Source organism: Pseudosporangium ferrugineum (assembly GCF_003002065.1).
GTDB classification, from domain to species: Bacteria; Actinomycetota; Actinomycetes; order Mycobacteriales; family Micromonosporaceae; genus Actinoplanes; species Actinoplanes ferrugineus_A.
This window is the reverse complement of sequence record NZ_PVZG01000020.1, coordinates 63,123-86,728: the sequence shown is the minus strand read 5'-3', so window position 1 is coordinate 86,728 and position 23,606 is coordinate 63,123. Positions and strand designations below refer to the sequence as shown.

Sequence of the window (23,606 nt, the reverse complement as noted above, 5' to 3'; positions counted from 1 at the left end):
TCAGTCCTCCCGGATCTTCGACCGCGGGTCGAGCAGCGCGAGCGCCACGTCGACGACGGTGTTGATCAGCAGCACGCCCAGGCCGTAGACCAGCACGATGGCCTGGACGAGGGGGTAGTCCTTGCTGAGGATGGAGCGCACGATCGTGGTGCCCAGGCCGGGCCAGGCGAAGACGTTCTCGACCAGGACGGTGCCCGCGACCATCGAGCCGAGGATCAGGCCGCCGAGGGTCAGCGAGGCGGTGGCGGCGTTCGGCAGGGCGTGACCGAGGTACAGCGACCGGGCCGGCAGGCGCTTGGCCCGGGCCGTACGCAGGTAGTCGGCGTCCAGCACGGCGACCATCTCGACCCGCAGGATGCGCGCGAGGATCGCGGCCGGCCCCACCGCCAGCGACAGCACCGGCAGCACGTAGCCGGCCGGGGTGGCGTCGCCGGCCACCGGCAGCCATTGCAGCGTGACGCCCAGCAGATACACCAGGCCGACGCCGAGCAGGAAGTCCGGGATGGTGCCGAGCACGATGCTGCCGGAGGTGAAGGCCGCCTCCGTACGCCGGCCGTGGCCGCGCCGGGTGAGCACCCCGACCACCACCCCCACCGGCACGGCGATCACCACCGCGGTGAGGAACGCCAGCCCGGCCAGCGCCAGCGTCGACGGCAGGCGCTGGGCCACCACCTCGCTGACCGGCAGCCGCGAGATGATCGAGGTGCCCAGATCGCCGCCCAGCAGGTTCCTGAGGTAGTCGAGGTACTGCACCGGCAGCGGGTCGTCCAGGCCCAGCGCCGTCCGCCGCTCGGCCACCAGGGCGGCCGGGGCGGTCGGGCCGAGCGCGGCGCGGACCGGGTCGCCCGGCACCAGGTGGATCATCAGGAACGACGCGGTGACCAGCACCCACAGGGAGACGAGAAGCCGGCCGGCGCGGCGCAGCGCGAACCGGGCCCACGGGTGGCCGGCGATCCGCCGCACGAGGAGCGGCTCGGACGCCGCCGCGGGCGCCGGCGCGGCGGTCATCGGTCGAGCATCCGGATGCTCGTCGGGATCAGCTGCCCCGGCGTCTCGAAGCGCGCCTTCACGCCGTACGTGGCGATCTGCTGGTTGGCGAACGGCACCACGTCGGCGGCCTTCACCAGCGCGGTCTCCGCCGCCAGCCAGTCGGCGCACCCGGCGGCCCCGGCCATCCCGCTCGCCTTCTTGACCGACGCGTCGTAGTCGGCGTTGTGGATGCCGGCGAAGTTCGTGCCGTCCGGCACGCCGGGCCCGGACAGGAAGGGGACGACCTGGTCGGGGCTGTTCACGTTGACCGGCGCCCAGGCGATGTCCCAGTCGCCGGTGCCGAACAGGGTCTGGTTGAGCGCGTCGCCGCCCTGCGCCTTGGGCGTCACCGTGATCCCGGCGGCCTTCCACTGCTGCACCGCGAGCTCGGCGGCGGCCGTGGCGGCGCTTCCCCCGGTGGTCGGGTACGCGAACGTCAGGGTCTTGCCGGCGATCTTCTTCAGCGCCTCGGTGGCGGCGGCCGGGTCGTGGGCCGGCAGCGCGTCGGCGAGCTTGCCGCCGGGGCACGCGAGCGGCTCGAGCACCGTGAGCGTCGTGGGCGGGGTCGCCTGCCCGGCGCCGAGCACGGTACGCAGCTGGCCGAGGTCGAGCGCCTGGGTCAGGGCGAGCCGGACGGCCGGGTCGCTCGTGGCGTGCCCCTTGGCCTGGTTGTACCACTGCTCCCCGAGGATGCCGGTCGTCCGCGCGGCGAACAGGCCGGCCTTGTCGAGCCGCTGCGCGTCCGGGCCGGTCACCTGGGCGGCGTTCAGCTCGCGGGACAGCAGCAGGTTCGCGGCGGTGGACGGGTTCTCGACGATCTTCACGACCACCGTGTCGGGCATGCCGGGCGTCGCGGTCGACGCGCCGTTCGGCCCCCACGTGTAGCCCTCGCGGATCGCGTAGCTGTAGTGGTCGCCGGGGACAGCCTCGGTCAGCTTGTACGGCCCGGTGCCCGCGGTCGCCTTCGCCAGGCCCTTGCGGTCGCTCAGCCCGCCGGGGCACACGATCGGCAGGCTGGCCAGTCCGTTGAGGACGAACGGGGCCGGCGCCGCGAGCGTCAGCGTCACCTCGCCGGCGGCGTCGTCCGCGGCGGCCTTGGCCCCGGCCGGCAGGAACGTGCCCAGGAACGGGCTCTTGTTCTTCGGGTCGCCCACGTACGCCACGTTGTCGGCGACCACCTTCGGGGTGAGCGCCGTGCCGTCCGCGCAGGTGACGTCCTTGCGCAGGGTGAACTTCACGGTGGTGCCGGCGACCGACCACTTCTCCGCCAGCTGCGGGCGGATCTCGCCGCTGGCGGTGTCGACGCCCACCAGCGTGTCGTACGCGAGCTGCGTGACGGTGAACAGCGCGGTGGCCGCCGAGGACTGCGGGTCGAGGTTGCCCGGATCCGAGCCCAGCGCCAGCGTGAACGTGCCACCGTCCACCACCTGCCCCTGGGACTCCGGATCCGAGCCGGATCCGCCGCCGCAGCCGGCCAGGGCCAGGGACGCGCAGAGCGCCGCGCTGCCGGCGAACCTAATGGTGGTCAGCTTCATGAGGGTCCTCTTCCGGCCTGGCGGCTGCACGTCGACGGGGAGTTGGGGGGAGATCGCCGCCGGTTCAGGCGGAGGCTTCGGCACGGCGTACGGCCCGGCCGACGTGCAGGAAACGGGCGCGGCCCGTCCCGTCGTCGCCGACGAACGCGTGCGGGATGTACATGCCCTGCTCGGGCTCCACCGGGATGAGGGCGTCCTCGCGGTAGGCGACGAGCTCCTTGCGGACCGGATGCCCGACCAGCTCGGCCAGCTCGCCCTTGGGCGTCTGCTCCAGCCAGATCCGGCCGTTCTCGTCCTGGCTCAGCGTCAGGTCGGCCACCCGCGACGAGTACGTGCCGACGAAGCGCCGCGCGTCCAGCCGCTCCGGCTGCTCGGGCGGGTGCGGCAGGCCCGGCAGCGGCACCCGGCCGAGCGCGCCCAGCACCAGGCCGAAGACCTCGCGGTACAGCGCCATCGCGTCGCCGCCGTTGGTCAGCAGCGTCACGGCGAGCCCGTCCTCCACGACCATGCGCAGGAACGCGGCCTGGCCGATGGTGTTGCCGTCGTGCCCGACGAGCGCACCCGCCGGGGTGTCGAACCGCTCGAAGCCGAGCCCCCACGAGTTGCCCATCACCCCGATGTCGGGCAGGCCCACCTCGTGCCGCTGCATCCGGGCGGCGGTCCCGGGCGCGAGCACCCGGGTGCCGTCGGCGGCGAGCCCGTCCTCCAGGTGCATCCGGGCGAAGGCGAGCAGGTCCCGGGGCCGCATCGCGAGCATCGCCCCGGCCGGCGCATTCGAGCGGGCCATCGCCCAGACCGGCGCGGGCTCGTACCCGGCGCCCGGCTCCTGCTCGATGTGGCCCACCGCGGCCCGGTACAGGATCGCCTCGTACGGCCCGGTCGCCGCGTGCGTCAGCCCCAGCGGCCCGATGAGATGCCGGCGCAGGCACTCGTCGTACGGCAGCTCACGCACCACCTCGACGAGCCGGCCGAGCACGCAGTATCCGGCGTTGTTGTACGAGAACTGCTCCCCGGGCGCGAACAGCTGCGGAAGATCGTGCAGGGTCTCGACGTACCTGGCCACGCAGTCGTCGCCGGTCCCCGTGTCGGTGAAGATGTCACCCTCGAAGCCGGCGGTGTGGTTCAGCAGCTGCCGCGTCGTGATCGCCGCGGCGGCGGCCTCGTCGCCCAGCCGGAATTCCGGCAGGTACGTGCGCACGGGCGCGTCGAGCTCGACCTTGCCCTCGTCGACCAGCTGCATGACCAGGGTGCTGGTCCACAGCTTGGTGATGGAGCCGATCTGGAAGACGGAGTCGGGGGTCGCCTCCACGCCGGTCGCGGTGCTGAGCAGGCCGGCGGCCCCGTCGACGATCTGCCCGTCGTGCAGGACCCCCCAGGCCGCGGCCGGCACCCGGTGGTCGCGCAGGAGGCCGGGAAGGCGGGCCTCCAGCATCTCGCGGACCTCTGTGATCGTCGTCATAGCGGCATCGTAGGAGCGAAGCCGACACCCCATGTTCGTCGATCACAACGAAACTCCGCCGCCGAGTTGGTCCCATCCCCCAATGCCGCCCGGCACGCCGCGTAGCCATCCTAGGAACCTGGGTTGACCCCCGGCCCGGCGGTGAGGACGCCGGGCCGTGGGAGCGCGGTCCGCCAGGTCGGCGGACCGGCATGGGTCAGCCGCGGACCGCGTACGCCCGGACGACCGTGATCGTCGCCGTGTTGCCGGCGCGGTCGATGGCGTGGACCCGCAGGGAGACCGCGCCGCCCGGTGCGTTGGTCACCCGGATGGTCCGGTGGTCGCCGGCGCCGGTCACCGGGGCCGGCTGCCAGCTCGCACCGTCGTCGGTGGAGAACTCCGCCGAGAAGGTGCGGTTGGGCCCGGCCGTCGAGTCCGCCGGACGTTCCACCGTCACCGGCACCGCGAACCCGCCGGCCGGTGCGGCGTTGTGGTCGTCCAGCCGCGGATGGAACCGTACGGTGGACAGCGGCAGCACGTAGTCGCCGGTGCCCGAGGTGAACGTCCACGACGCGCTGACCGACGTCGACAGGCGGTGCGGGGCGCCGCGCGAGGCGGACATCTCCAGGCGGTACGGCGCCGCGGCGGCCGGCACCTCGAACTGGGCGAGGGAGCCGGCCTGCTCCCCGATCAGTTCGCCGTCCGAGTACAGCGCGGTGCGGGCCTTCTCGACCGCCGAGCTGCCGAGGGCTCCGGTGCCCTCGCTGAACAGCGGCACCCCGGCCACGAGGTAGTCGCCGCTGCGCCAGGCCCCGCGGGAGTCGCCGGCCATGGACGGCGCGAACCCCGCCACGTTCCACTCCTGGCGGTAGCCGCGGCCGGCCTCGAACCGGGCGTCCGGGACGCCGGAGCTGCTCAGGAAGGACGGGAAGCTGTTCGGCGGCCGGACCATCTGGACGAACTGGCCGGACCACAGGACGCCGTCGTCGGTGCTCAGCCACTCCGTACGCCGGAACGGGGTCTGCGTCGGGAAGCCCACGGACCAGCTCGGCGCGGGACCGGCGTTCGGCTTGTTCCACTTGAACCCGGTCACCGTGTCCCCGGCCGCCTCCTGGCGGTACGAGCCGTCGATCCGGGCCATCTCGCCGCGCCTCAGCTTCTTGACGAACCCGTCGTAGAACGCGCCCCGGCGGCCGTACGAGGCCTCGTACGTGTACGGGGTGCCGCTGTAGCCGCCGGCGCCGTCGGGCCGGGCGTACACGGAGTTGATGGAGGCGGCGAACCGGTCCGGGTCGCCGTCGTCGCCGACCTGGCCGACGTACGCGCCGACGCCCTCCGCCCCGACCATGGTCGCGTTGGTGCCGAAGAACTCGCCGGACCAGATGATGTTGACGGCGAGCAGCGCCTGGCCGGCGTCCGTGACCGGTGGCGTGATGCTCACCGGGCCGGCCCGGCGGGCGTCCAGCTTGATCGTCTGCGGGCGGTCCACCACGAGCTTCGGCTGGACCAGCATGCTGACGTCGTCCTCGCCGTAGATCCAGCTGAACATGCCGTACTCGCCCTTGGGCACGCGCACGGTGGTGCTCGCGGTGCCGCCGAAGCTGTCGAACGACGGGCCGCCGGTCAGCGAGCGCAGCGCCGTCAGGTAGTCCAGGGCGTCCTCGCCGTCCCGCCCCACGTGCTGGAACGTGACGTCGTAGACCTCCGACTCGCGGTTGACGGCGATCGGCGTCTCGACCCGCACGCCGCCCGGCCCGGTCGCCACCACGCGCCCGCTGAGCAGGCCGTACGGGCCGTCGGCGCGGGTGTCGGCGGTGACCGTGGTGGTCGCGGTGCCGCCGGCGGGCACGGTCAGGCCGGCCGCGCCGAGCGAGAACGTGCTCCCCTCGGCCTCGAGCGCCAGGCTCAGCGCAACGTCCTCGGCCCCGGCGTTGCGGTAGGTGATGGTCCTGCTCACCGGCACGTCGTCGGCGTGCGGCCACGCGGCGCGGCCGAAGCTCACGCTGCCCTCGTCCACCGAGACGGCCTGGTGCACGGCCCGGTCCACGTCGAGGCGCCCGGCGCCCTGCGCGTAGCCGCCCAGCCCGGCGGTCGGCTTCGCCGCGCCCATCAGCAGCGACTTGCGCCGCGCGGGCGACCAGCCCGGGTGCTGCTGGGTGACGATCGCGGCGGCGCCGGCGACGTGCGGGGTGGCCATCGAGGTGCCGTCGAGGCTCACGTACCCATCGGCCGGCGAGCCGACCTGCCCGTGCGCCGCGGCGGCCGCGACGATGCCCACGCCGGGCGCGGTGAGGTCCGGCTTGAGCGCGTCGTCGCCGACCCGCGGGCCCCGGCTGGAGAAGTACGCGAGCTGGTCCTGGTCGTCGACGGCGCCGACGGTCAGCGCGGCGTCGGCGCTGCCCGGCGACTCGATCGTGGCGGTGCCGCCGTCGTTGCCGGCCGAGATGACGAACAGGGCGCCGTACTTCGCGGTGAGGTCGTTGACGGCCTGCTCCAGCGGGTCGAGGCCGGGCTCGTCGGTGCCGCCGATGCTGATGTTGACCACCGGGGCCTCCCGCGCGGCCCACTCCATGCCGGCCAGGATCGCCGAATCGGGGCAGCCGTCCAGCTCGCACACCTTGCCGACGGCCAGCTTCGCGCCCGGTGCGACGCCCTTGTACCTGCCGCCGGACTTCGCGCCGCTGCCGGCGATGGTGGAGGCGACGTGGGTGCCGTGGCCGACCACGTCGTCGGCGTCCGGGTCGGCGGTGAAGTTCTCGCTGGCCACGATCCTGCCGGCGAAGTCGGGGTGGGTGGCGTCGATGCCGGTGTCCAGCACCGCCACGGTCACGCCGGTGCCGTCGAGGCCCTCGGCCCACGCGGCGGGGGCGCCGACCTGGGGCACGCTGACGTCAAGGTTGATCTTGCGCTTGCCGTCCAGGTGGACGCGCTCGATGCCGGGACGCAGGGTGCGTGCTGTGGGCGTACCCGTGCTCAGGGAGGTCCAGAGCCCGGCCCGGGCGGACCGCGGCGCGCGCACCGCGAGCGCGCCCACGGCCGGCAGATCGCGGGCCACCCGGACCGTCGCGCCGAGCGCCGACCGCACGCCCGAGGACCCCTTGCGCCGACCGCTTTCCGGGTACGCGACCAGCAACGGAAGGTCGGCGTCGCCGGTGTAGCCGAAGTCGCGCAGCGCGGTCAGGTCGAACAGCCGCTGATCGAGCCGGCCGGCGCGCACGAGGGGCAGCGCGTCGGCCGGGATCACGTACCGATGCTCGCCGGACGTCCGGCTGAGGAACGGTACGCGCTCCCGGCCGGGGGCGCGCTGCAGGCTCAGGCCGCCCCGGTCGTCGACCGTGACCGTGTCACCGGTGATCAGGGTGACGCTGACCGGCACGGCCCGGGCCGCCGGGACCGGGGGCGCGGCGTGGGCCGCGGCCGGGGCCACAGCACCGACGGCGAGGGCGGTGACTGCCGCGATCAGGGCTGCGGAGACTCTTCGAGGGCGCATGGTCGGACCCTTCCCGTCGGCCGGGCCACCGCCCGTCACATAGATGGCGGTAACTATTTCACGATCGATCGACCGTCCTCAATAGATTCACCGCGGCCGGTTCGGGTCAGGCCAGCTTCTGCAGCAGCCCGGCGAGTTCGACCGGCATGGTGACCATGCAGTCGTGACCGGTCGGCAGCTCCCAGACCTGCGCGCCCGCCGGCGCCGGCCGCCGCTCCCGGTCCACCCCGCCGACACAGTGGAGGTGCGTACGCCCCACCGCCGCCGCGGCCGGGTTGCCCAGGCGGACCCGCTGCTCGAAGCAGCGCACCGGCTCGTCGGACAGCAGCGAGCGCACCCAGGCGACGTCCGCCGGGTCGGTGACGCCGAAGAGCCCGGCGGGCGGCGGCATCTCCGGGATCGGCGGGATGCGCCACGGCTCGTCCGTCCGCGCCGCCTGATCGATCAGGAACCGCGTCATGGGGATGACGTCGATCGCGTTCTCGCCGTCCTCCGGCACCATCGCGTCGAGATAGACCAGGTGGGCGAGCCGCTCCGGGACGCGCTCGGCCACCGCGGAGATGATCATCCCGGCGTAGCTGTGCCCCACCAGCACCACGCCGGTCAGCTCCTCCCCGGTGAGCACCCGCACCACGTCGTCGGCGTACGTGTCGAGCCCCACCCCGGGGCCGAGCGACCCGGACCGCTCGCCGTGCCCGGTCAGCGACGGCGCGAGGACCCGATGCCCGGCCGCGGTCAGCAACGGGACCACCCGGTCCCAGATTCGCCCGCTGTGCCACGCGCCGTGCACGAGCAGATAGGTAGCCATGATCGATCGCCCTTCCGGTTCCCGCCGGTGACTCGGTATTTTTCGAGAACCGGCATCAGGATCGAGCACCCCGCGCATCCCGCGCAATCAGGCACATTCCGGTGCCCCGGTTCCCCGGAGGTAACCATGACGGCGAGTTGCCGCTCCCTCATCGACGACAAATGGGCCCTGCGGATCGTCTCCGCCCTCGGCGCCGGCCCGCACCGCTTCACCGAGCTCAAGCGCGCGATCGACGGCGTCAGCCAGCGCATGCTCACGGTCACGCTGCGCTCCCTGGAACGCGACGGAATCCTGACCCGGACGGTCTACAACGTCATGCCGCCGAACGTCAGCTACGCCCTGACGCCCCTGGGGACAGCGCTGCTCGAGGCCGCCACGCCCCTGCTCGCGTGGACCACCGAGGCGCTCCCGCAGATCGAGGCGGCCCGCCTCGCGTACGACCGCCGCGCGGAGGAGGCGCTTCCCGCCCGATAGCCCCATCTTCGCCAGATGGCGGCGGCGCGCGGACCGTCTTCGCGGTGCTGCGCAACACCACCGGCGGCGACTTCGTCAACCTCAACTGGTTCACCTTCGGCGACGGCTGGGTGCCGATCGACCCGGCGGCGTGGAACGCCCAGCCGGCCCGGTTCCACGCACTCACCCGCGGCCGGTCCCCGGCTGCCGGCCGGCACACGACGGCGCAGAACCATCGCGAACCGGCAGACGACCTTCAGCCCTCCGGCCCCATCACGTACCCGAACTGCCGCACCGACCCGGCCCGGTCGACCTCATCCAGCGCCGCCGCATCCATACCCGCCAGAGGCGGCCGGGACGCCCGCTGCCGCCACTTCGCGAGGGGAACGGAGAGGAACTCCATCTCGACGAAACCGTTCGAGGTGTGGAACCCGCCGTCGCGCTCGAACAGCAGCAGCAACGGCTCGAAAGGGTCCTCCAGCCCTTCGGGAAAGACGACGCCGGGCGCGGCCCGCACCGCCGCCCAATGCAGGATGAACGGCACGACCTGCTGCGCGTTCCACCCGCCCTCAGCGGCAAGCCGCACCGCCTCATCGACCACCGCGGGATCGGCGCGCACGTTCGGATCGACGTACTGAGCGAGGTCGAAGAACGGCACCGGCTCATCGCACCCGTAGGCCTCCGCCCACTGCGCCATCCGCCGGAAATACTCCAGCATCAGCTTCGCCTTCGACCAACTGCGATAACCATGCCGCCGCCAGTCGACAGCACTGAGCCGCGCGGCGGTCACGCGTACGGAATCGTCGGGTGTCATCGGCCCAATCCTCGCAGAGCGCGATCGACGACCTCGTCGAGGTTCGAAAGGTCGTCGGCCATCTCGAGGCCCTCACTGTCGAGGCCCCACCTCCGCCAGTGCCGGAAGGGATCGTCCGGCAAGCCCTCGAGGACCGACAGGTCGTGAGCCGACGGGTGGTCGGGGTGCGGCCAGGCCACGTCGTCCTCATCCCACACGGCGGGATCGGAGGAGCGGAACGGCAGCCCTTCCTCCATCAGCCTGTTCTCGACGTACTCGTGCGCGGCCAGCATCCGGAACTCCCCACGCTGTTCGCTGGTCAGCGTGCCGTTGGCCGCCCTGTCCCAGAGACCGGAGAGACGGCCGTCCGGCGTGAAATAGGCGTGCTCGACGGTGTCCGGGCCGGTCGCGATGTCGTGCTTCTGGACGAAGAGATTCTGCCGCATCCTCTCGACGACCGCTTCGTCGAGCCCGGAATTCTCGGCCACCCGGAGAGTGTCGTCGGGACTGTTACGAATGCGCCGGTAGGCATCGGCTACCTCCGGGCTGAAGTCGCCGTCGACGAACTCCGAACCGCTCGGGAGGTCCGGCTTGAACTCGTCGGGATCGGCCCGGGCAAGCGCGCGGTTGCGGCCACTGAGCTGCTCGAAGACGCCGGCCAGCCGATCCAGCATCGGACTTAGGCGACGAAGGCTGTTGAGCAGGCCGCGGACGAACCCCTGAATGCGGTTGACCCATTTCGCAACCAGCGTCGAGACCTGGGCGACAACGACCGGGGTGGCCAGGCCGAGGGTGAGTCCCTCCTCGGCGAGCCACTGCGGCAGGCGGGCGGCAAGGACGCCCACGAACTCCGCGATCAGGTCGCGCACGATGCCGCGCACCAGCGCGACGAGCAGACCCGCGCCCTCCACCGCGGACGAGATCCCCTCGGCGGCCTTGGAGATTCCGTCGAGGACCTGCATCTGGAGGTCGGCATGCCGGCGGTACGCGTCGCCGGACGCTCCGAACCAGCCCGCGACCTCGGCACGGAGACGGTCGGCGTACTCCTGACGGGTTCGTGCCGTGAAAGCCGCGACGTTGGACCACGTGGCGGCATGGCTCGCCACCTCGTCGGCGTTGCCCGCGAGCCAGTCGAGGGCGTCCTTGAGAGGCTTGACGTGCTCCATCAGCCAAGCGACACCCCACGACACGAGCGTGCCCAGCGGGTCGACCGCCATGGAAAGCATGTCGAGGCTCGTACCGACACCGCCCAGAGTGCCGTCGACCCAGCTGTTGTTCTGAATGCCCTGGGTGATGTCGGCGGCGTCCTCGACGAGCCCCAGACCCGTGTACCACCGGGTGGAGTCCTGCACGGGCGCGACCAGCGGGTCGGTGCTCACAGGGGCAGGTCGAGCATGGGGGCGCCGGCGGAGGTGATGCGCCCGCCCGCCTTGACATCGGTCGCGGTGACGGAGGCGGCCGCAGCGCGCAGATTGTCCGCGGTCTCGCGCAACGCGTCGGTCGCGTCGTTCATCGCGCCGATGGCCTGGTCGAACAACGGGTTCAGCAGGACCGGCAGGAACTGGCAGAGCTGCCCGTACGCCTCCGCGCCCATCGCGACCTCGGTGACCGCGGCACGGGCCCGCACCACGGAGTCCGCGATCCCGTCGACGCTGCCGGCATGCCGCTCGACGGCCGGTGCCGGGAATCGGATCTCCTCACCGGCCATGACCCTCATCCTCGCCCGCACAGCTCAGTGCGCGCCCGGCGTTCGCGTCGACAACCGCTGCCCAGGGTTCCCGCCACTGCTCGGCTTCATCGATGTCTCTCATTGCGCCTCCCCGCCGCCGAGAACGCTACCGCGGCGGCGGCCGGCGGGTGAGGGCCGGTTGTGATCGGGTCCACAGTGCTTGCCTCTGACGTCAACGGCAGGTTTTAGCGTTGCGGGGCGACCACGTCGGACCAGTCGGAGGTAGAGATCATGACCAGCCTGTTCGACCCCTGTCAGCTCGGCGGATCCGCGCTGCCCAACCGGATTGTGATGGCGCCGATGACGCGGGTGCGGGCCGGTGCCGGCGGGGTGCCGACGCCGTCGATGGCGGCGTACTACGCGCAGCGGGCCAGTGCCGGGCTCATCGTCAGCGAGGGCGTGCAGCCCAGCCTGGTCGGGCAGTCGAATCCCGGTACGCCCGGCCTGCACACCGATGACCAGGTCAAGGGGTGGCAGGTGGTCACCGGTGCGGTGCATGCCAACGGCGGGCGGATCTTCGCTCAGATCATGCACGGGGGGCGGGTGTCGCATCCGGAGACCACCGGGGTGCGGCCGGTGGGGCCGTCCGCGGTTCCCGCCGTGGGACAGGTTTTCACGCCGAGCGGGCCGAAGCCGGCGCCGGTGCCGCGGGCGCTGGAGACCGCGGAGGTGCCCGGGGAGGCGCGGTCGTACGCCGATGCCGCGCGGCGGGCGGTCGAGGCCGGGTTCGACGGCGTCGAGTTGCACGGGGCGAACGGTTATCTCATCGGGCAGTTCCTGTCCAGCAGTGCGAATCTGCGCACCGACCGGTACGGCGGGCCGGTCCGCAACCGTATCCGGTTCGCCGTCGAGGCGGTGTCGGCCACTGTGGACGCCGTGGGCGCGCACCGGACCGGCATCCGGCTCTCGCCCGGCGCCGGCATCTGGGGTGCCGACGAGACGGACGTCGCCGAGATGTACGGGGCCCTGCTCGCCGAGCTCGCCCCGCTGGGTCTGGCGTACGTACACCTCGAGGCCACCACCGACGAGGAGGTGCTCGTCGGCCTCCGGCGGGCATGGCCCGGCACGCTGGTGATGAACCCGTCGGCGCCGATGGGGCCGGTCGCCGCGGACCGGGCCGCTGCGGACCGGTGGCTGGCCCTCGGCGCCGACCTGATCAGCTTCGGCCGCGCGTTCATCGCCAACCCCGACCTCGTCGAGCGGTTGCGCCAGGGGCTGCCGATCGCGGCGGACGACCAGGCCACCTGGTACGCCGGCGGGGACGACGGATATCTCACCTATTCCGCGTACCGGCACGCGGCCTGACCCGGGCCCTGTTTCACGCTGCCGCTGAGCAGGTCGTCGGCGATGTACCGGTTGAGGGTGACGGCGATGACCGTCATCGTGCCGCGCCGCGGCGGCCCGACAGGGTCCCGGACCGGCAGCGCGGAGGGAAGACGGCCGTACTGCGATCTTCGTATGCCGAGCCTGCACGCGCACGACGACGCGACGGGGGCCGGGCCGCAAGGCTGATCCTCACGTTTCCCCGAGGTTTGGAGTGTCGCGTCATGGCAGGCTTGCTCGGTCGTCTCGGCCGCTTTTCCTATCGACGGCGATCATTGGTCGCCGCGCTCTGGCTGCTGGCGCTCGCCGGGGCGGTGCTGCTCGCCGTCAGGTCGGAGGGCCCGGTCAACACCAGGGCGACGATGCCCGGGATCGAGTCGCAGCAGGCGTTCGACCTCATCGCCGAGCGCTTCCCCGGCGCCGCCGCGGACGGGGCGTCGGCGACCATCGTCTTCGTGGCCCCGCCCGGGCAGACGCTGGCGTCCGCGGGCAGTGCCGGGGCCGTCGACGCGGCGCTGGCCGCGCTCGCGGGCGGCCCCCAGGTGTCACGGGTCGTGCCGCCCTCGGTCTCCGGCGGGAGCGTCAGCGCCGACGGCACGACCGGCTTCGCCTCGGTGTCCTACGACGTGCCGTCGTCCGAGGTGACCGAGGAGTCGCGCGCCGCGCTGGCCGCCGCGGTCGAGCGGGCGCGCGGGGCGGGGTTGACGGCGGAGATGTCCGGGTCGGCGCTCAAGACCGGCACCCGGATGAGTGCCATGGAGCTCGCCGGCGTGGCGATCGCCGCGGTCGTGCTGCTGATGACCTTCGGCTCGATGGTGGCCGCGGGCCTGCCGCTCCTCACGGCGATCATCGGCGTGGCCGTCTCGTTCCTCGGCGTCTGGGCGGCGGCCGGCCCGCTGGGGATGGCGATCACCAGCGGCATGCTCGCGCTGATGCTGGGGCTGGCGGTCGGCATCGACTACGCGATGTTCGTCGTCTCCCGCTTCCGCGAGGAACGACCGGCCGACGGGCACGGCGACGCCGAGCAGGCGGCAGGACGCGCCGTGGGTACGGCCGGTTCGGCGGTGGCGTTCGCCGGGATGACCGTGGTCATCGCCCTCGCCGGCCTGTCGGTGGTGGGCATCCCGTCGCTGGCGAAGATGGGACTCGCCGCGGCGGGCGCGGTGGTGGTGGCCGTCCTGGTCGCGCTGACCCTGGTCCCGGCGCTGCTGGGCTTCGCCCCGAACCGGGTCCTCGCCCGCTCGCAGCGCCGCGGCGGCCGGACCTCCGCCCGCCGTGCGGTGGCGCGCCCGTGGATGAGGCTCGTGCTGCGCCGTCCGCTCGTGTTCACCCTGGCCGGGGTCGCCCTGCTCGCCGCCGTCGCGGTTCCGGCGCTGTCGCTGCAGCTCGGTACGCCCGGCGACGCGTCGCTGCCGGGCACCGCGACCCAGCGGCGCGCGTACGAGCTGCGCGCCGCGGCGTTCGGCCCCGGCTTCAACGGCCCGCTGACCGTGGTCGTCGACGCCCGTGCCGCCACGAACCCGCAGGCCGCGGTGGCGACCGTCGCGGACGGCCTCAGGACGACCGCCGGCGTGGTGTCGGTGTCGAAGGCGACCTTCAACCAGCGGGGTGACACCGCGATCCTCACCGCCGTGCCGTCGAGCGCACCGACCGACGAGCGGACCGAGCGCCTCGTGGAGAGCCTGCGGGCCGCCCGGCCGGCCGTGGAGGCCGCCGCGCACGTCAGGTACGAGATCACCGGCACCACCGCCCTGGACATCGACATGGCCCGCAAGACGCGGGCGGCGCTCATCCCGTACGTGGGGATCGTGATCGGTCTGGCGGTTCTGCTCCTGCTCGTGGTGTTCCGGTCGGTCTGGGTCCCGGTCAAGGCGGCGCTCGGCTTCCTGCTGTCGCTGTTCGCCGCGCTCGGCGTGATCGTCGCGGTGTTCCAGTGGGGCTGGGCGGCCGGCCTGCTCGGCGTCGAGCAGACCGGGCCGGTGCTGAGCCTGATGCCGATCCTGCTGGTGGGCATCGTGTTCGGGCTGGCGATGGACTACGAGGTCTTCCTGGTGTCGCGGATGCGCGAGGCCCACGCCGCCGGCAGCCCGGCCCGCGACGCGATCGTCACCGGCTTCGGGCAGAGCGCCAAGGTGGTCGTCGCGGCGGCGCTGATCATGATCGCGGTGTTCGGCGGGTTCGCGGCGGCCGACGAACCCCTCATCAAGATGGTGGGCCTCGGCCTGGCGTGCGCGGTCTTCTTCGACGCCTTCGTGGTACGCCTCATGCTGGTGCCCGCCGTCCTGCACCTGCTCGGCGAGCGCGCCTGGTGGCTGCCGCGGTGGCTGGACCGGCTGCTGCCGCACGTCGACGTGGAGGGCGAGTCGCCCGGCGAGCCGCGGCCGGAGCCGGTTCACGCGCTGAGCGCACCGTGATCTCCCGGGTAGTGTCGGCCCGATGAACGTGTTGGCCGCGCTGGTCGCGTTCGTCTTCGCTGCCCTCGGTGCCAGCCTCAGCACCGAGGGCATCTTCCGGCCGGCCGCGGTGCTGCCCGGCACGATGCTCGGCCTGGTCGCGAGCGTGGCCCTGTTCGCCGCCGCCCGGTTCCCGCGCGCCGCCACCGTCGTCGCGATCTGCTGCGAGGCGGCGGCGTGCGCGGCCGGCTACCTGCCGACGCCGCTGCTGCTGGCCCCGCTGATCGGCTGCCTGTACCGGCTGACCGTTCTCGGCGGCCCGAGGGCGGCGGCCTGGTGGACCGGCATCGCGGTGACCGCGGTGATCGCGGGCGGCGCGGCGAGCGACCCGGACCCGCCGGCCGGGGCGCTGCTCCTGCGGACCGTCGGCGTCGCCCTGTGGCTGCTGCCGGCGGTCTTCGCCGGCCGGATGACCCACGCGCAGCGGGCGTACCTGCGGATGGTCCAGGCCCGCGCCGAGGACGCCGAACGCAGCCGGGACGAGGACGTGCGGCGCCGGCTGGGCGAGGAGCGCCTGCGCATCGCCCGGGACCTGCACGACGTGGTCGCGCACCACCTCGCCGTGGCGAACGCGCAGGCCGGGACCGCGGCCCACCTGCTCGCGAAGCGTCCCGAGCAGGTGGGTGAGCTGCTCGCCGGGCTGGGCGGCTCCACGTCGGCGGCCCTGCGCGAGCTCAAGGCGACGGTGGGGCTGCTGCGCAACCCGGGCGACGACTCGCCGTCGGGCACCACGCCGACGCCCGGCCTCGCGCAGCTCCCGGAGCTCGTCGAGGCGTGCCGGGCGGCCGGGATCGAGGTCCGCGTGGATGGCGCCGGGACGCCGCGGCGCCTGCCGCCGCTGGTCGAGCTCACCGCGTTCCGGATCGTCCAGGAGGCCCTGACCAACGTCACCAAGCACGCGGTCCGCCCGGTCGTCACGATCTCCCTCACGTACGGCGAGGACACGTTCTCCGCCCGCGTGACCAACACCTCCGCCCGCCCCGGCCCGGCGGGAACGGGCGGCTACGGCCTGATCGGCATGCGCGAACGGGCGCTCGCCGTGGGCGGTGCGGTCCACGCCGGCCCGGCCGGCCCGGACCGGTACGAGGTCTCCCTCACCATCCCCCTGGCACCCTGGCAGGAAGACGGAGCACCGCTATGATCACGATTCTGCTCGCCGACGACCAGGCGCTGCTGCGCTCGACGTTCCGCATGCTGATCGACTCCTGCGACGATCTGACGGTCGTCGCCGAGGCCGCGAACGGCGAGGAGGCGGCCGCCCTGGCCCGGCGGCACCGGCCGGACCTCGTCCTCATGGACATCCGGATGCCGGTCCTGGACGGCCTCGCCGCGACCCGGCTCATCTGCTCCGCCCCCGAACTGACGGGCACGCGCGTGCTGATCCTGACCACGTTCGAGACCGACGAGTACGTGGCCCACGCGCTGGAGGCCGGCGCCAGCGGCTTCCTCGGCAAGGACGTCACGCCGGAGGCCCTGCTCGCCGGGATCCGTACGGTGGTGGCCGGGGAGGCCCTGCTCTCCCCGGCCGCGACCCGCACCCTGATCGACCGCTTCCTGTCCGGCCCGGGCAGCACCGGCGACCGGCCGCGGGGCTCGCTGGCCGCGCTGACCGACCGGGAGCGCGAGATCACCGCCCTGGCCGCCCACGGACTGTCGAACCAGGAGATCGCCGAGCGGCTGGTGGTGAGCCCCCTGACGGTACGCACCCACATCCACCGCGCGATGACGAAGGTGGGCGCCCGCGAACGCACTCAGCTGGTCGTCGCCGCCTACCAGCAGGGCCTCGTCCGGGTGCGCTGAGAATCGCGACACCATGCCCGGTGGGGACACGGCAGTGCGGCCTCCCCTTCAGACGCCGCGGAGGGTGGTCGTCGTCCGGCCGGTGCGTTCGCGCAGCAGGACCCGCAGGGTGTTCGGGTGCTCGTAGCCGACCCGGCGGGCGATCGTCTCCAGGGACAGGTCGGTGGTGCGCAGCAGGTGGGTCGCCTGCTCGACGCGCAGGTCCTGGACGAAGCGGATCGGGGAGGTGCCGACCGTGCGCTGCACGCTGCGTTGCAGGGTACGGTCGCTGACGCCGAGGGCGGCGGCCGCGTCGGGGATGCTGATCGGGCCGGTCAGGCGTTCCCGGGCCCAGCGTTCGAAGGCCGCCACCACGGGGTCGTTCCGGGCGAGGGCGCTGGGGATGATGTACGCGGACTGCGACGGGCGGTCGTCGATCACCAGATAGCGGGCCACCAGGTCGGCGAGCATGGGGCTGCGGTCGCGCACGATCGCCAGGGCCAGGTCGACGTGGCCGAAGGCGGCGCCCGCGGTGGTGACCCGGTCGGAGGTGATGAGCATCCGGTCCTGGTCGACCCGGATCCGCGGGTGGCGGGCGCGCAGGATCGGCGCCAGCCACCAGGTGGTGGTCGCCTCCAGGCCGTCGAGGATGCCGGCCGCGGCCAGCAGGAAGGTGCCCGTGCAGGCGGAGGCGACGGCCGCGCCCCGGTCGCGCTGCCGGGCGATCGCTTCGCGTACGGGCCGGGTCCGTTCGCCGGCGACCTGGTCGAGCAGGGCCGAGGGGCGCCGCTCGGCCAGCGCCGGGACGATGAAGAGGTCCGCCTCGTCGGCGACGGCGAGGGGTGCGGCCGTCACGAGATGCCCCGCGCCGGTGCGCACCTGGGGCTGGAAGCCGACGGTCGTCACCTCCCAGCGCGGGGCGTCGGGCAGCTCCACCCCCATCGTGGCGGCTTCCTCGCCCATCGCGTTGGCGGCGTCCAGCACGTCGAGGACCGCCGACAGCCCCGAGTCGAACACCCCGTCGTACACGAGAACGGCGATCCTCATGTCGGAAACGCTATCAGGGATGGCGCTTCCGCCACTGATGCCGGAGATCGGGACGCCATAGGTTCTTTCTCAAGCCGGAACGAGCCGGCGGTTGTCCGACAGGGAGACACCATGAAGATCGGTCTGCTGGCGCACATCGAGGCCAAGCCGGAGCACGCCGACGAGGTCGAGGCGATGCTGCGCGGCGCGGTGGAGCTGGCCGAGGCCGAGCCCGGCACCGTGACGTGGTACTCGTTCCGGCAGGACGCGACGACGTTCGGGGTGTTCGACACCTTCGACGACGAGCAGGGCCGGCAGAGCCACCTCGAGGGCAGGATCGCCGCCGCGCTGATGGGCTCGGCGGAGACGATGCTGAGCTCGGCACCGGTCATCACCAAGGTCGACCTGCTGGGCGCCAAGGCCGCCTGACGGGTCACGGCCCACCGACCGGGCACGGCGGCACCGCTCACCCCCCGGGGCGCGCCGTCGTGCCCGCCGTGCCGCGCGGGCAAGGCTGAAAGGGCGAATCTTAGCGGCGGCATCGAAGGCTTTCAACTTCGCGGCCCGGCAGGGAACACAACCCGGCCCGGCGGTACACATGAGACACCACCGTTCACGAACCCGTTGCTCCCCGGTCAGCCCGGGATGCATTCTTTGAGCCGCCAAGTCCGGTGACTCATGAAAAGGGTTTGTGACTGCATGGTCGACGACGAGTGGTCCACGCAGGCTCGGCTGGAACGGATGCCGAGCGCGGAGCGCCGCCGTTTCATGACGGACGTGTTGCGGCGTCATGTCGGATCGGAATCCTTCGGCCTCACGGTCCCTTTCCGGCGGATGGGCATCAGCCGCGACCGGGCCGCCCGCTTCCGGGAGGAACTGGGGGCGGAGCTGGGCCTGAGCCTGCCGGCCACGGTGCTTTTCGACTACCCGCATCCCCGGGCCATGGTGGAATACCTCCTCGGTCTGCTCGGCGGCGGCGCGGACGCCGCGGCACCGTCCCAGGCGACCCCGCAGCCGTCGGCCGGCGGCGAGCCGGTCGCGATCGTGGGCATGGCCTGCCGGTTGCCCGGCGGCGTGGAATCCCCCGCTGACCTGTGGAAGCTGCTCTCCGAGGGCGTCGACGCCGTGAGCGGCTTCCCGGACGACCGCGGCTGGGATCCGGGGCTGCACGACACCGACCCGGCCGCCTCCGGCACCTCGATCACGAACCGGGGTGGCTTCCTGCGGGACGTCGCCGGATTCGACGCGGAATTCTTCGGGATCGCGCCGCGCGAGGCGCTGGCGATGGATCCGCAGCAGCGACTGCTGCTGGAAATCGCCTGGGAAGCGATCGAGGACGCCGGCATCGATCCGGCGGAGCTCCGGGAAAGCGACACCGGCGTGTTCACCGGAATCGCCTATCAGGATTATCAGCGCGGATTGGAACGGGCACCGAAGCAGGTCGAGGGATATGCGCTCACCGGTTCCCTCACGAGCGTCGTTTCCGGGCGGATCGCGTATTCCCTCGGGCTGACCGGACCCGCCCTGACATTGGACACCGCCTGCTCGTCCTCATTGGTGTCGACGCATCTCGCGGCCCAGGCACTGCGTCGCGGGGAATGCGCGCTGGCGCTGGCCGGCGGCGCCACGGTGATGGCGAGTCCGGGCGTATTCGTCGAATTCAGCCGCAAGCGGGGACTGGCCCCGGACGGCCGCTGCAAGTCGTTCGCGGCGGCGGCGGACGGCACCGGCTGGGGCGAGGGCGCGGGCATGCTGCTGCTGGAGCGGCTGTCGGACGCGCGGCGCAACGGTCACCGGGTGCTGGCGGTGATCAGGGGCTCCGCGGTCAACCAGGACGGCGCGTCCAACGGCCTGACCGCGCCGAACGGCCCCTCCCAGCAGCGGGTGATCCGGCGGGCGCTCGGCGACGCGGGCCTCGCCCCGGCCGACGTCGACGCGGTCGAGGCGCACGGCACGGGCACCTCGCTCGGCGATCCGATCGAGGCGCAGGCGCTGATCGCCACGTACGGCCGGGACCGGAAGGAGCCGCTCTGGCTGGGCTCGCTGAAGTCGAACATCGGTCACGCCCAGGCGGCGGCCGGGGTGGCCGGGCTGGTGAAGTCGGTGCTGGCGCTGCGCCACGAGACGCTCCCCCCGACCCTGCACGTGGACGCGCCGTCCCCGCACGTGGACTGGTCGGCCGGCACGGTGCGGCTGCTGACCGAGGCGAGGCCCTGGCCGCGCGGGGAGACGCCGCGGCGGATCGGCGTGTCGGCCTTCGGCGTGAGCGGCACCAACGCCCACGTGATCGTGGAGGAGGCCCCGGCCGCCGCCGACCCGGTTCCCCCGGCCCCCGAGAGCGGGGTGCTGCGGCCGTTCGTGCTGTCGGCCCGCTCGAAGGCGGCGCTGACGGCGCAGGCCGACCGGCTCGCCGCCCACCTGCGTGCTCACCCGGACCTGCGGCTGGACGACGTCGCGCTGTCGCTGGCCGCCGGCAGGTCCGCCCTCGAACACCGGTCGGTGGTGCTCGCCGCCGACCGGGACGGGCTGCTGCGGGGCCTGGAGGGCAGGCCGGCGGCGCGCGGGGTGGCCGGCGCGGACCGGCGGGTGGCCTTCCTGTTCAGCGGGCAGGGATCGCAGCGCCCGGGGATGGGCCTCGAGCTGTGCGAGCGGTTCGACGTGTTCCGGGACGCCTTCGACGAGGTCTGCCGGCACCTGGATCCGGCGGTCCGGGACGTGCTGTCCGCACCCGGCGGCCTCGACCGGACGCAGTACACCCAGCCGGCGCTGTTCGCCTTCCAGGTGGCGGCCTTCCGGCTGCTGGAGCACTGGGGCGTGGCGCCCGAGTTCGTGGCCGGGCACTCCATCGGCGAGCTGGCCGCGGCGCACGTGGCCGGCGTGCTGTCCCTGCCGGACGCGGCGAAGCTGGTGACCGCGCGCGGCCGGCTGATGCAGGCGCTGCCCCCGGGCGGCGCCATGGTGGCCGTGCAGGCGCGGGAGAGGGAGGTTCGCCGGCTGCTGCGCGAGGGCGTCGACATCGCGGCCGTGAACGGGCCCGACGCGGTGGTCCTCTCCGGCGACGAGGACGCGGTGACCGCGGTGGTCGGCGACCTGCGGCCGGAGAGGTCCCGGCGGCTCGACGTCAGCCACGCGTTCCACTCGGCCCGCATGGAGCCGATGCTCGCCGAGTTCCGGGACGTCGCCGGGCGGATCGAGTTCCACGAGCCCCGGATCCCGTTCGTCTCCGCCCTGACCGGCGAGCCCGTGGCGGCCTTCGACGCCGGCTACTGGGTCCGGCACGCCCGGGAGACGGTGCGGTTCCACGACTGCGTCCGCCGGCTGCATGCCGAGGGCGTCTCCGACTTCGTCGAGATCGGCCCGGCGGGCGTGCTCGCGGCGATGGCCCAGGCGGGTCTGCCGTCCGGTTCGCCGTCCGTCGTGGCGATCTCGACCAGACACCAGCCCGAGGTGCGGTCCATGCTCACCGCGGTGGGCGAGCTGCACGTGCGCGGCGTGGAGGTCGGCTGGCGCTCGCTGCTGCCGGGCCGGATCGTGCCGCTGCCGACGTACGCGTTCCAGCACCGGCGCTTCTGGCTGGAGTCCGACGCCCCGCCCGCTCCCCCGAGCGCCGGGACGACCGCGACGTCAACCCCGGAAACCCCCGCTGATTCCGTACGGGAAGATCTGCTCGTCCTGGTGTTGACCGGGATCGCCGAGGTGCTCGGCTACGACTCCGTCGACGAGGTGCCCCCGGACCAGGCCTTCAAGGATCTCGGCTTCGACTCCATCGCGCTGCTGATGCTGGCCGAGTCGCTCACCGAGGCGACCGGCGAGCAGGTGCCGGTGACGACGCTGTACAGCCACCCGACGGCGACCGCCCTGGCCGAGTTCCTCGGCGCCCCGGCCGCCACCGGGCAGGCACCGGTCGACGAGGCCGCCGAGGACGGGGACGACATCGCCATCGTCGCCATGAGCTGCCGCTACCCCGGCGGCATCGGCTCGCCCGAGGACCTGTGGCGGGTGGTGGCCGACGGCGTGGACGCCATCTCCGAGTTCCCCGCCGACCGCGGCTGGGACCTGGCCGCGCTGTACGACCCGGACCCGGACCATCCGCACACGTCCTACTCCCGGTCCGGCGGCTTCCTCGCCGACGTGGCGGGATTCGACGCGGAGTTCTTCGGCATCCCGCCCCGCGAGGCGCTGACCATGGACCCGCAGCAGCGGCTGGTGCTGGAGACCACCTGGGAGGCGTTCGAGCGGGCCGGCATCGACCCGGCCTCGGTGCGCGGCAGCCGGACCGGCGTGTTCGTCGGCACCGACCGCAACGACTACGCGGAGCTGCTCAGGCAGCAGCCCGAGGCCGTCGGGTACCTGACCACGGGCAGCATGTTGTCGGGGCGGGTGGCGTACACCTACGGCCTGGAGGGGCCGGCGCTCAGCGTCGACACCGCCTGCTCGTCGTCCCTGGTCGCCATCCACCTGGCCGCCCAGTCGCTGCGCCGCGGCGAATGCCCCCTGGCGCTGGCCGGCGGCGTCACCGTGATGGCCACGCCGGAGCCGTTCGTCGCGTTCAGCCGCCAGCGCGGCCTCGCCGCCGACGGCCGCATCAAGTCGTTCGCCGACTCCGCCGACGGCACGTCGTGGGGCGAGGGCGTCGGCTTCCTCGTGCTGGAACGGGCTTCCGACGCCCGCCGCAACGGGCACCCGATCCACGCCCTGATCCGCGGCTCCGCCATCAACCAGGACGGTGCCTCCAACGGACTCACCGCACCCAACGGCCTCGCCCAGCAACAGCTGATCCGCCAGGCCCTGGCGAACGCCGGCCTGGAACCGTCCGATGTGGACGCGGTCGAGGCGCACGGCACCGGCACCACGCTCGGCGACCCGATCGAGGCGGAGGCGCTGCTGGCCACGTACGGTCAGAAGCGCGGCACCCCGCTGTTCCTGGGTTCCGTCAAGTCCAACATCGGCCACACCCAGGCCGCCGCCGGCGTCGCCGGCGTCATCAAGATGACCCAGGCCATGCGGCACGGCACCCTGCCCCGGACCCTGCACGTCGACCGGCCCTCGTCCCGGGTCGACTGGACGGCCGGGTCGGTGGAGCTGCTCACCGACTCCGTGCCCTGGCCGGCGGACGACCGGCCGCGGCGCGCGGGCGTGTCCTCGTTCGGCATCTCCGGCACCAACGCCCACCTCATCCTCGAAGAGCCGCCGGCCGAGGAGGTCCCCGCGCCGCCGGGGCCGACGCACCGGTTCCAGCACACCCGGTTCTGGCCGGACGACACGGAATCCGGGCCGTCCGAACCGGACCGGTCGCTGGCCGACCGGCTGGCCGCGATGCCGGACGAGGACCGCGGCCGGGTGCTGCGGAACCTGGTCCGCACCGAGGTGGCGACCGTCCTGGGGCACGCCGGGGCGGTGCCGGAGGACCTGACGTTCCGCGAACTCGGGTTCGACTCGCTGAGCCTGACCACGTTCGGCAGGCGCCTGCGGGCCGCCACCGGGCTGCGCCTGCCGGACACGCTGGTGTTCGACTTCCCGACGCCGATGGCGCTGGCCGGGCACATCGCCGGCGAGTTCGGCCGGCGCGACGATCTCGCCCAGCTGGAACGGTCGCTGGACACGCTGGACGACGAGTCCCGCGTCGCGCTGGCCGGCCGGTTGCGCACCCTGCTGCGCCGGCTCGGGCCGGACACCACCGACGACCTCGACTCCGTCAGCAACGAGGAGATGTTCGCACTCCTCGACCGCGAGCTCGGCTCGCCGTGACC

16 protein-coding genes are annotated in these 23,606 nt (G+C 73.2%); 7 read left to right on the top strand and 9 right to left on the bottom strand.

The features are described 5' to 3' along the window. The 5 genes from CLV70_RS41865 to CLV70_RS31615 all read right to left on the bottom strand — a co-directional run bounded on the left by CLV70_RS41865 (nucleotide 1) and on the right by CLV70_RS31615 (nucleotide 8,300). Nucleotides 1–1,008 carry an ABC transporter permease gene (locus tag CLV70_RS41865; protein ID WP_106130297.1) on the bottom strand — a complete coding sequence of 336 codons (1,008 nt, stop codon included), beginning with the start codon at nucleotides 1,006–1,008 and terminating at the stop codon, nucleotides 1–3. Continuing rightward, complete coding sequence (locus tag CLV70_RS31630) at nucleotides 1,005–2,564, bottom strand: ABC transporter substrate-binding protein (protein ID WP_106130296.1); 1,560 nt, start codon at nucleotides 2,562–2,564, stop codon at nucleotides 1,005–1,007. Before CLV70_RS31630 ends, CLV70_RS41865 begins: the two co-directional genes overlap by 4 nt. A 64-nt stretch (nucleotides 2,565–2,628) precedes the next feature. Then, on the bottom strand, nucleotides 2,629–4,023 hold the full coding sequence (locus CLV70_RS31625) for a serine hydrolase domain-containing protein (protein ID WP_106130295.1): 1,395 nt from the start codon (nucleotides 4,021–4,023) through the stop codon (nucleotides 2,629–2,631). Nucleotides 4,024–4,219: 196 nt separating this feature from the next. Continuing rightward, nucleotides 4,220–7,492, bottom strand: a complete 3,273-nt coding sequence (locus tag CLV70_RS31620; RefSeq protein ID WP_146164224.1) for a S8 family serine peptidase — start codon at nucleotides 7,490–7,492, stop codon at nucleotides 4,220–4,222. Nucleotides 7,493–7,598: 106 nt separating this feature from the next. After that, a complete protein-coding gene (locus CLV70_RS31615) occupies nucleotides 7,599–8,300 on the bottom strand; it encodes an alpha/beta hydrolase (RefSeq protein WP_106130293.1) in 702 nt (233 codons plus the stop codon). A 126-nt stretch (nucleotides 8,301–8,426) separates the two neighbouring features. On the opposite strand from CLV70_RS31615, the gene CLV70_RS31610 reads away from it, so the two are divergent. Then, entirely contained in the window at nucleotides 8,427–8,774 is a 348-nt protein-coding gene (locus CLV70_RS31610) for a winged helix-turn-helix transcriptional regulator (protein WP_106130292.1), read from the top strand. A gap of 235 nt (nucleotides 8,775–9,009) precedes the next feature. Here CLV70_RS31610 and CLV70_RS39910 read toward each other — a convergent pair whose 3' ends face one another. The 3 genes from CLV70_RS39910 to CLV70_RS31595 all read right to left on the bottom strand — a co-directional run bounded on the left by CLV70_RS39910 (nucleotide 9,010) and on the right by CLV70_RS31595 (nucleotide 11,254). Then, nucleotides 9,010–9,567, bottom strand: a complete 558-nt coding sequence (locus tag CLV70_RS39910; protein WP_158277862.1) for a hypothetical protein — start codon at nucleotides 9,565–9,567, stop codon at nucleotides 9,010–9,012. After that, a complete protein-coding gene (locus CLV70_RS40570; protein WP_211303964.1) occupies nucleotides 9,564–10,763 on the bottom strand; it encodes a hypothetical protein in 1,200 nt (399 codons plus the stop codon). The genes CLV70_RS39910 and CLV70_RS40570 overlap by 4 nt, the downstream gene beginning before the upstream one ends. Nucleotides 10,764–10,921: 158 nt before the next feature. Next, on the bottom strand, nucleotides 10,922–11,254 hold the full coding sequence (locus CLV70_RS31595) for a type VII secretion target (protein ID WP_158277861.1): 333 nt from the start codon (nucleotides 11,252–11,254) through the stop codon (nucleotides 10,922–10,924). Nucleotides 11,255–11,506: 252 nt separating this feature from the next. On the opposite strand from CLV70_RS31595, the gene CLV70_RS31590 reads away from it, so the two are divergent. The 4 genes from CLV70_RS31590 to CLV70_RS31575 all read left to right on the top strand — a co-directional run bounded on the left by CLV70_RS31590 (nucleotide 11,507) and on the right by CLV70_RS31575 (nucleotide 16,851). Beyond that, on the top strand, nucleotides 11,507–12,580 hold the full coding sequence (locus CLV70_RS31590) for an alkene reductase (protein ID WP_106130290.1): 1,074 nt from the start codon (nucleotides 11,507–11,509) through the stop codon (nucleotides 12,578–12,580). A gap of 242 nt (nucleotides 12,581–12,822) precedes the next feature. Beyond that, complete coding sequence (locus tag CLV70_RS31585) at nucleotides 12,823–15,012, top strand: MMPL family transporter (protein WP_106130289.1); 2,190 nt, start codon at nucleotides 12,823–12,825, stop codon at nucleotides 15,010–15,012. A gap of 22 nt (nucleotides 15,013–15,034) precedes the next feature. After that, the gene (locus CLV70_RS31580; protein ID WP_106130288.1) at nucleotides 15,035–16,192 is read left to right on the top strand and encodes a sensor histidine kinase; all 1,158 of its coding nucleotides are present in this window, start codon (nucleotides 15,035–15,037) and stop codon (nucleotides 16,190–16,192) included. After that, on the top strand, nucleotides 16,189–16,851 hold the full coding sequence (locus CLV70_RS31575) for a response regulator (protein WP_106130287.1): 663 nt from the start codon (nucleotides 16,189–16,191) through the stop codon (nucleotides 16,849–16,851). Before CLV70_RS31580 ends, CLV70_RS31575 begins: the two co-directional genes overlap by 4 nt. Nucleotides 16,852–16,899: 48 nt before the next feature. On the opposite strand, the gene CLV70_RS31570 is transcribed toward CLV70_RS31575, so the two are convergent. Then, nucleotides 16,900–17,877: a GlxA family transcriptional regulator gene (locus CLV70_RS31570; protein WP_106130286.1), complete on the bottom strand. Its 978-nt coding sequence runs from the start codon at nucleotides 17,875–17,877 to the stop codon at nucleotides 16,900–16,902. A 111-nt stretch (nucleotides 17,878–17,988) separates the two neighbouring features. Here CLV70_RS31570 and CLV70_RS31565 point away from each other — a divergent pair, with 111 nt between their 5' ends. Continuing rightward, the gene (locus CLV70_RS31565) at nucleotides 17,989–18,285 is read left to right on the top strand and encodes a putative quinol monooxygenase (protein ID WP_106130285.1); all 297 of its coding nucleotides are present in this window, start codon (nucleotides 17,989–17,991) and stop codon (nucleotides 18,283–18,285) included. A 270-nt stretch (nucleotides 18,286–18,555) separates the two neighbouring features. After that, nucleotides 18,556–23,604: a beta-ketoacyl synthase N-terminal-like domain-containing protein gene (locus CLV70_RS31560; protein WP_425440252.1), complete on the top strand. Its 5,049-nt coding sequence runs from the start codon at nucleotides 18,556–18,558 to the stop codon at nucleotides 23,602–23,604. Nucleotides 23,605–23,606 lie beyond the last annotated feature (2 nt).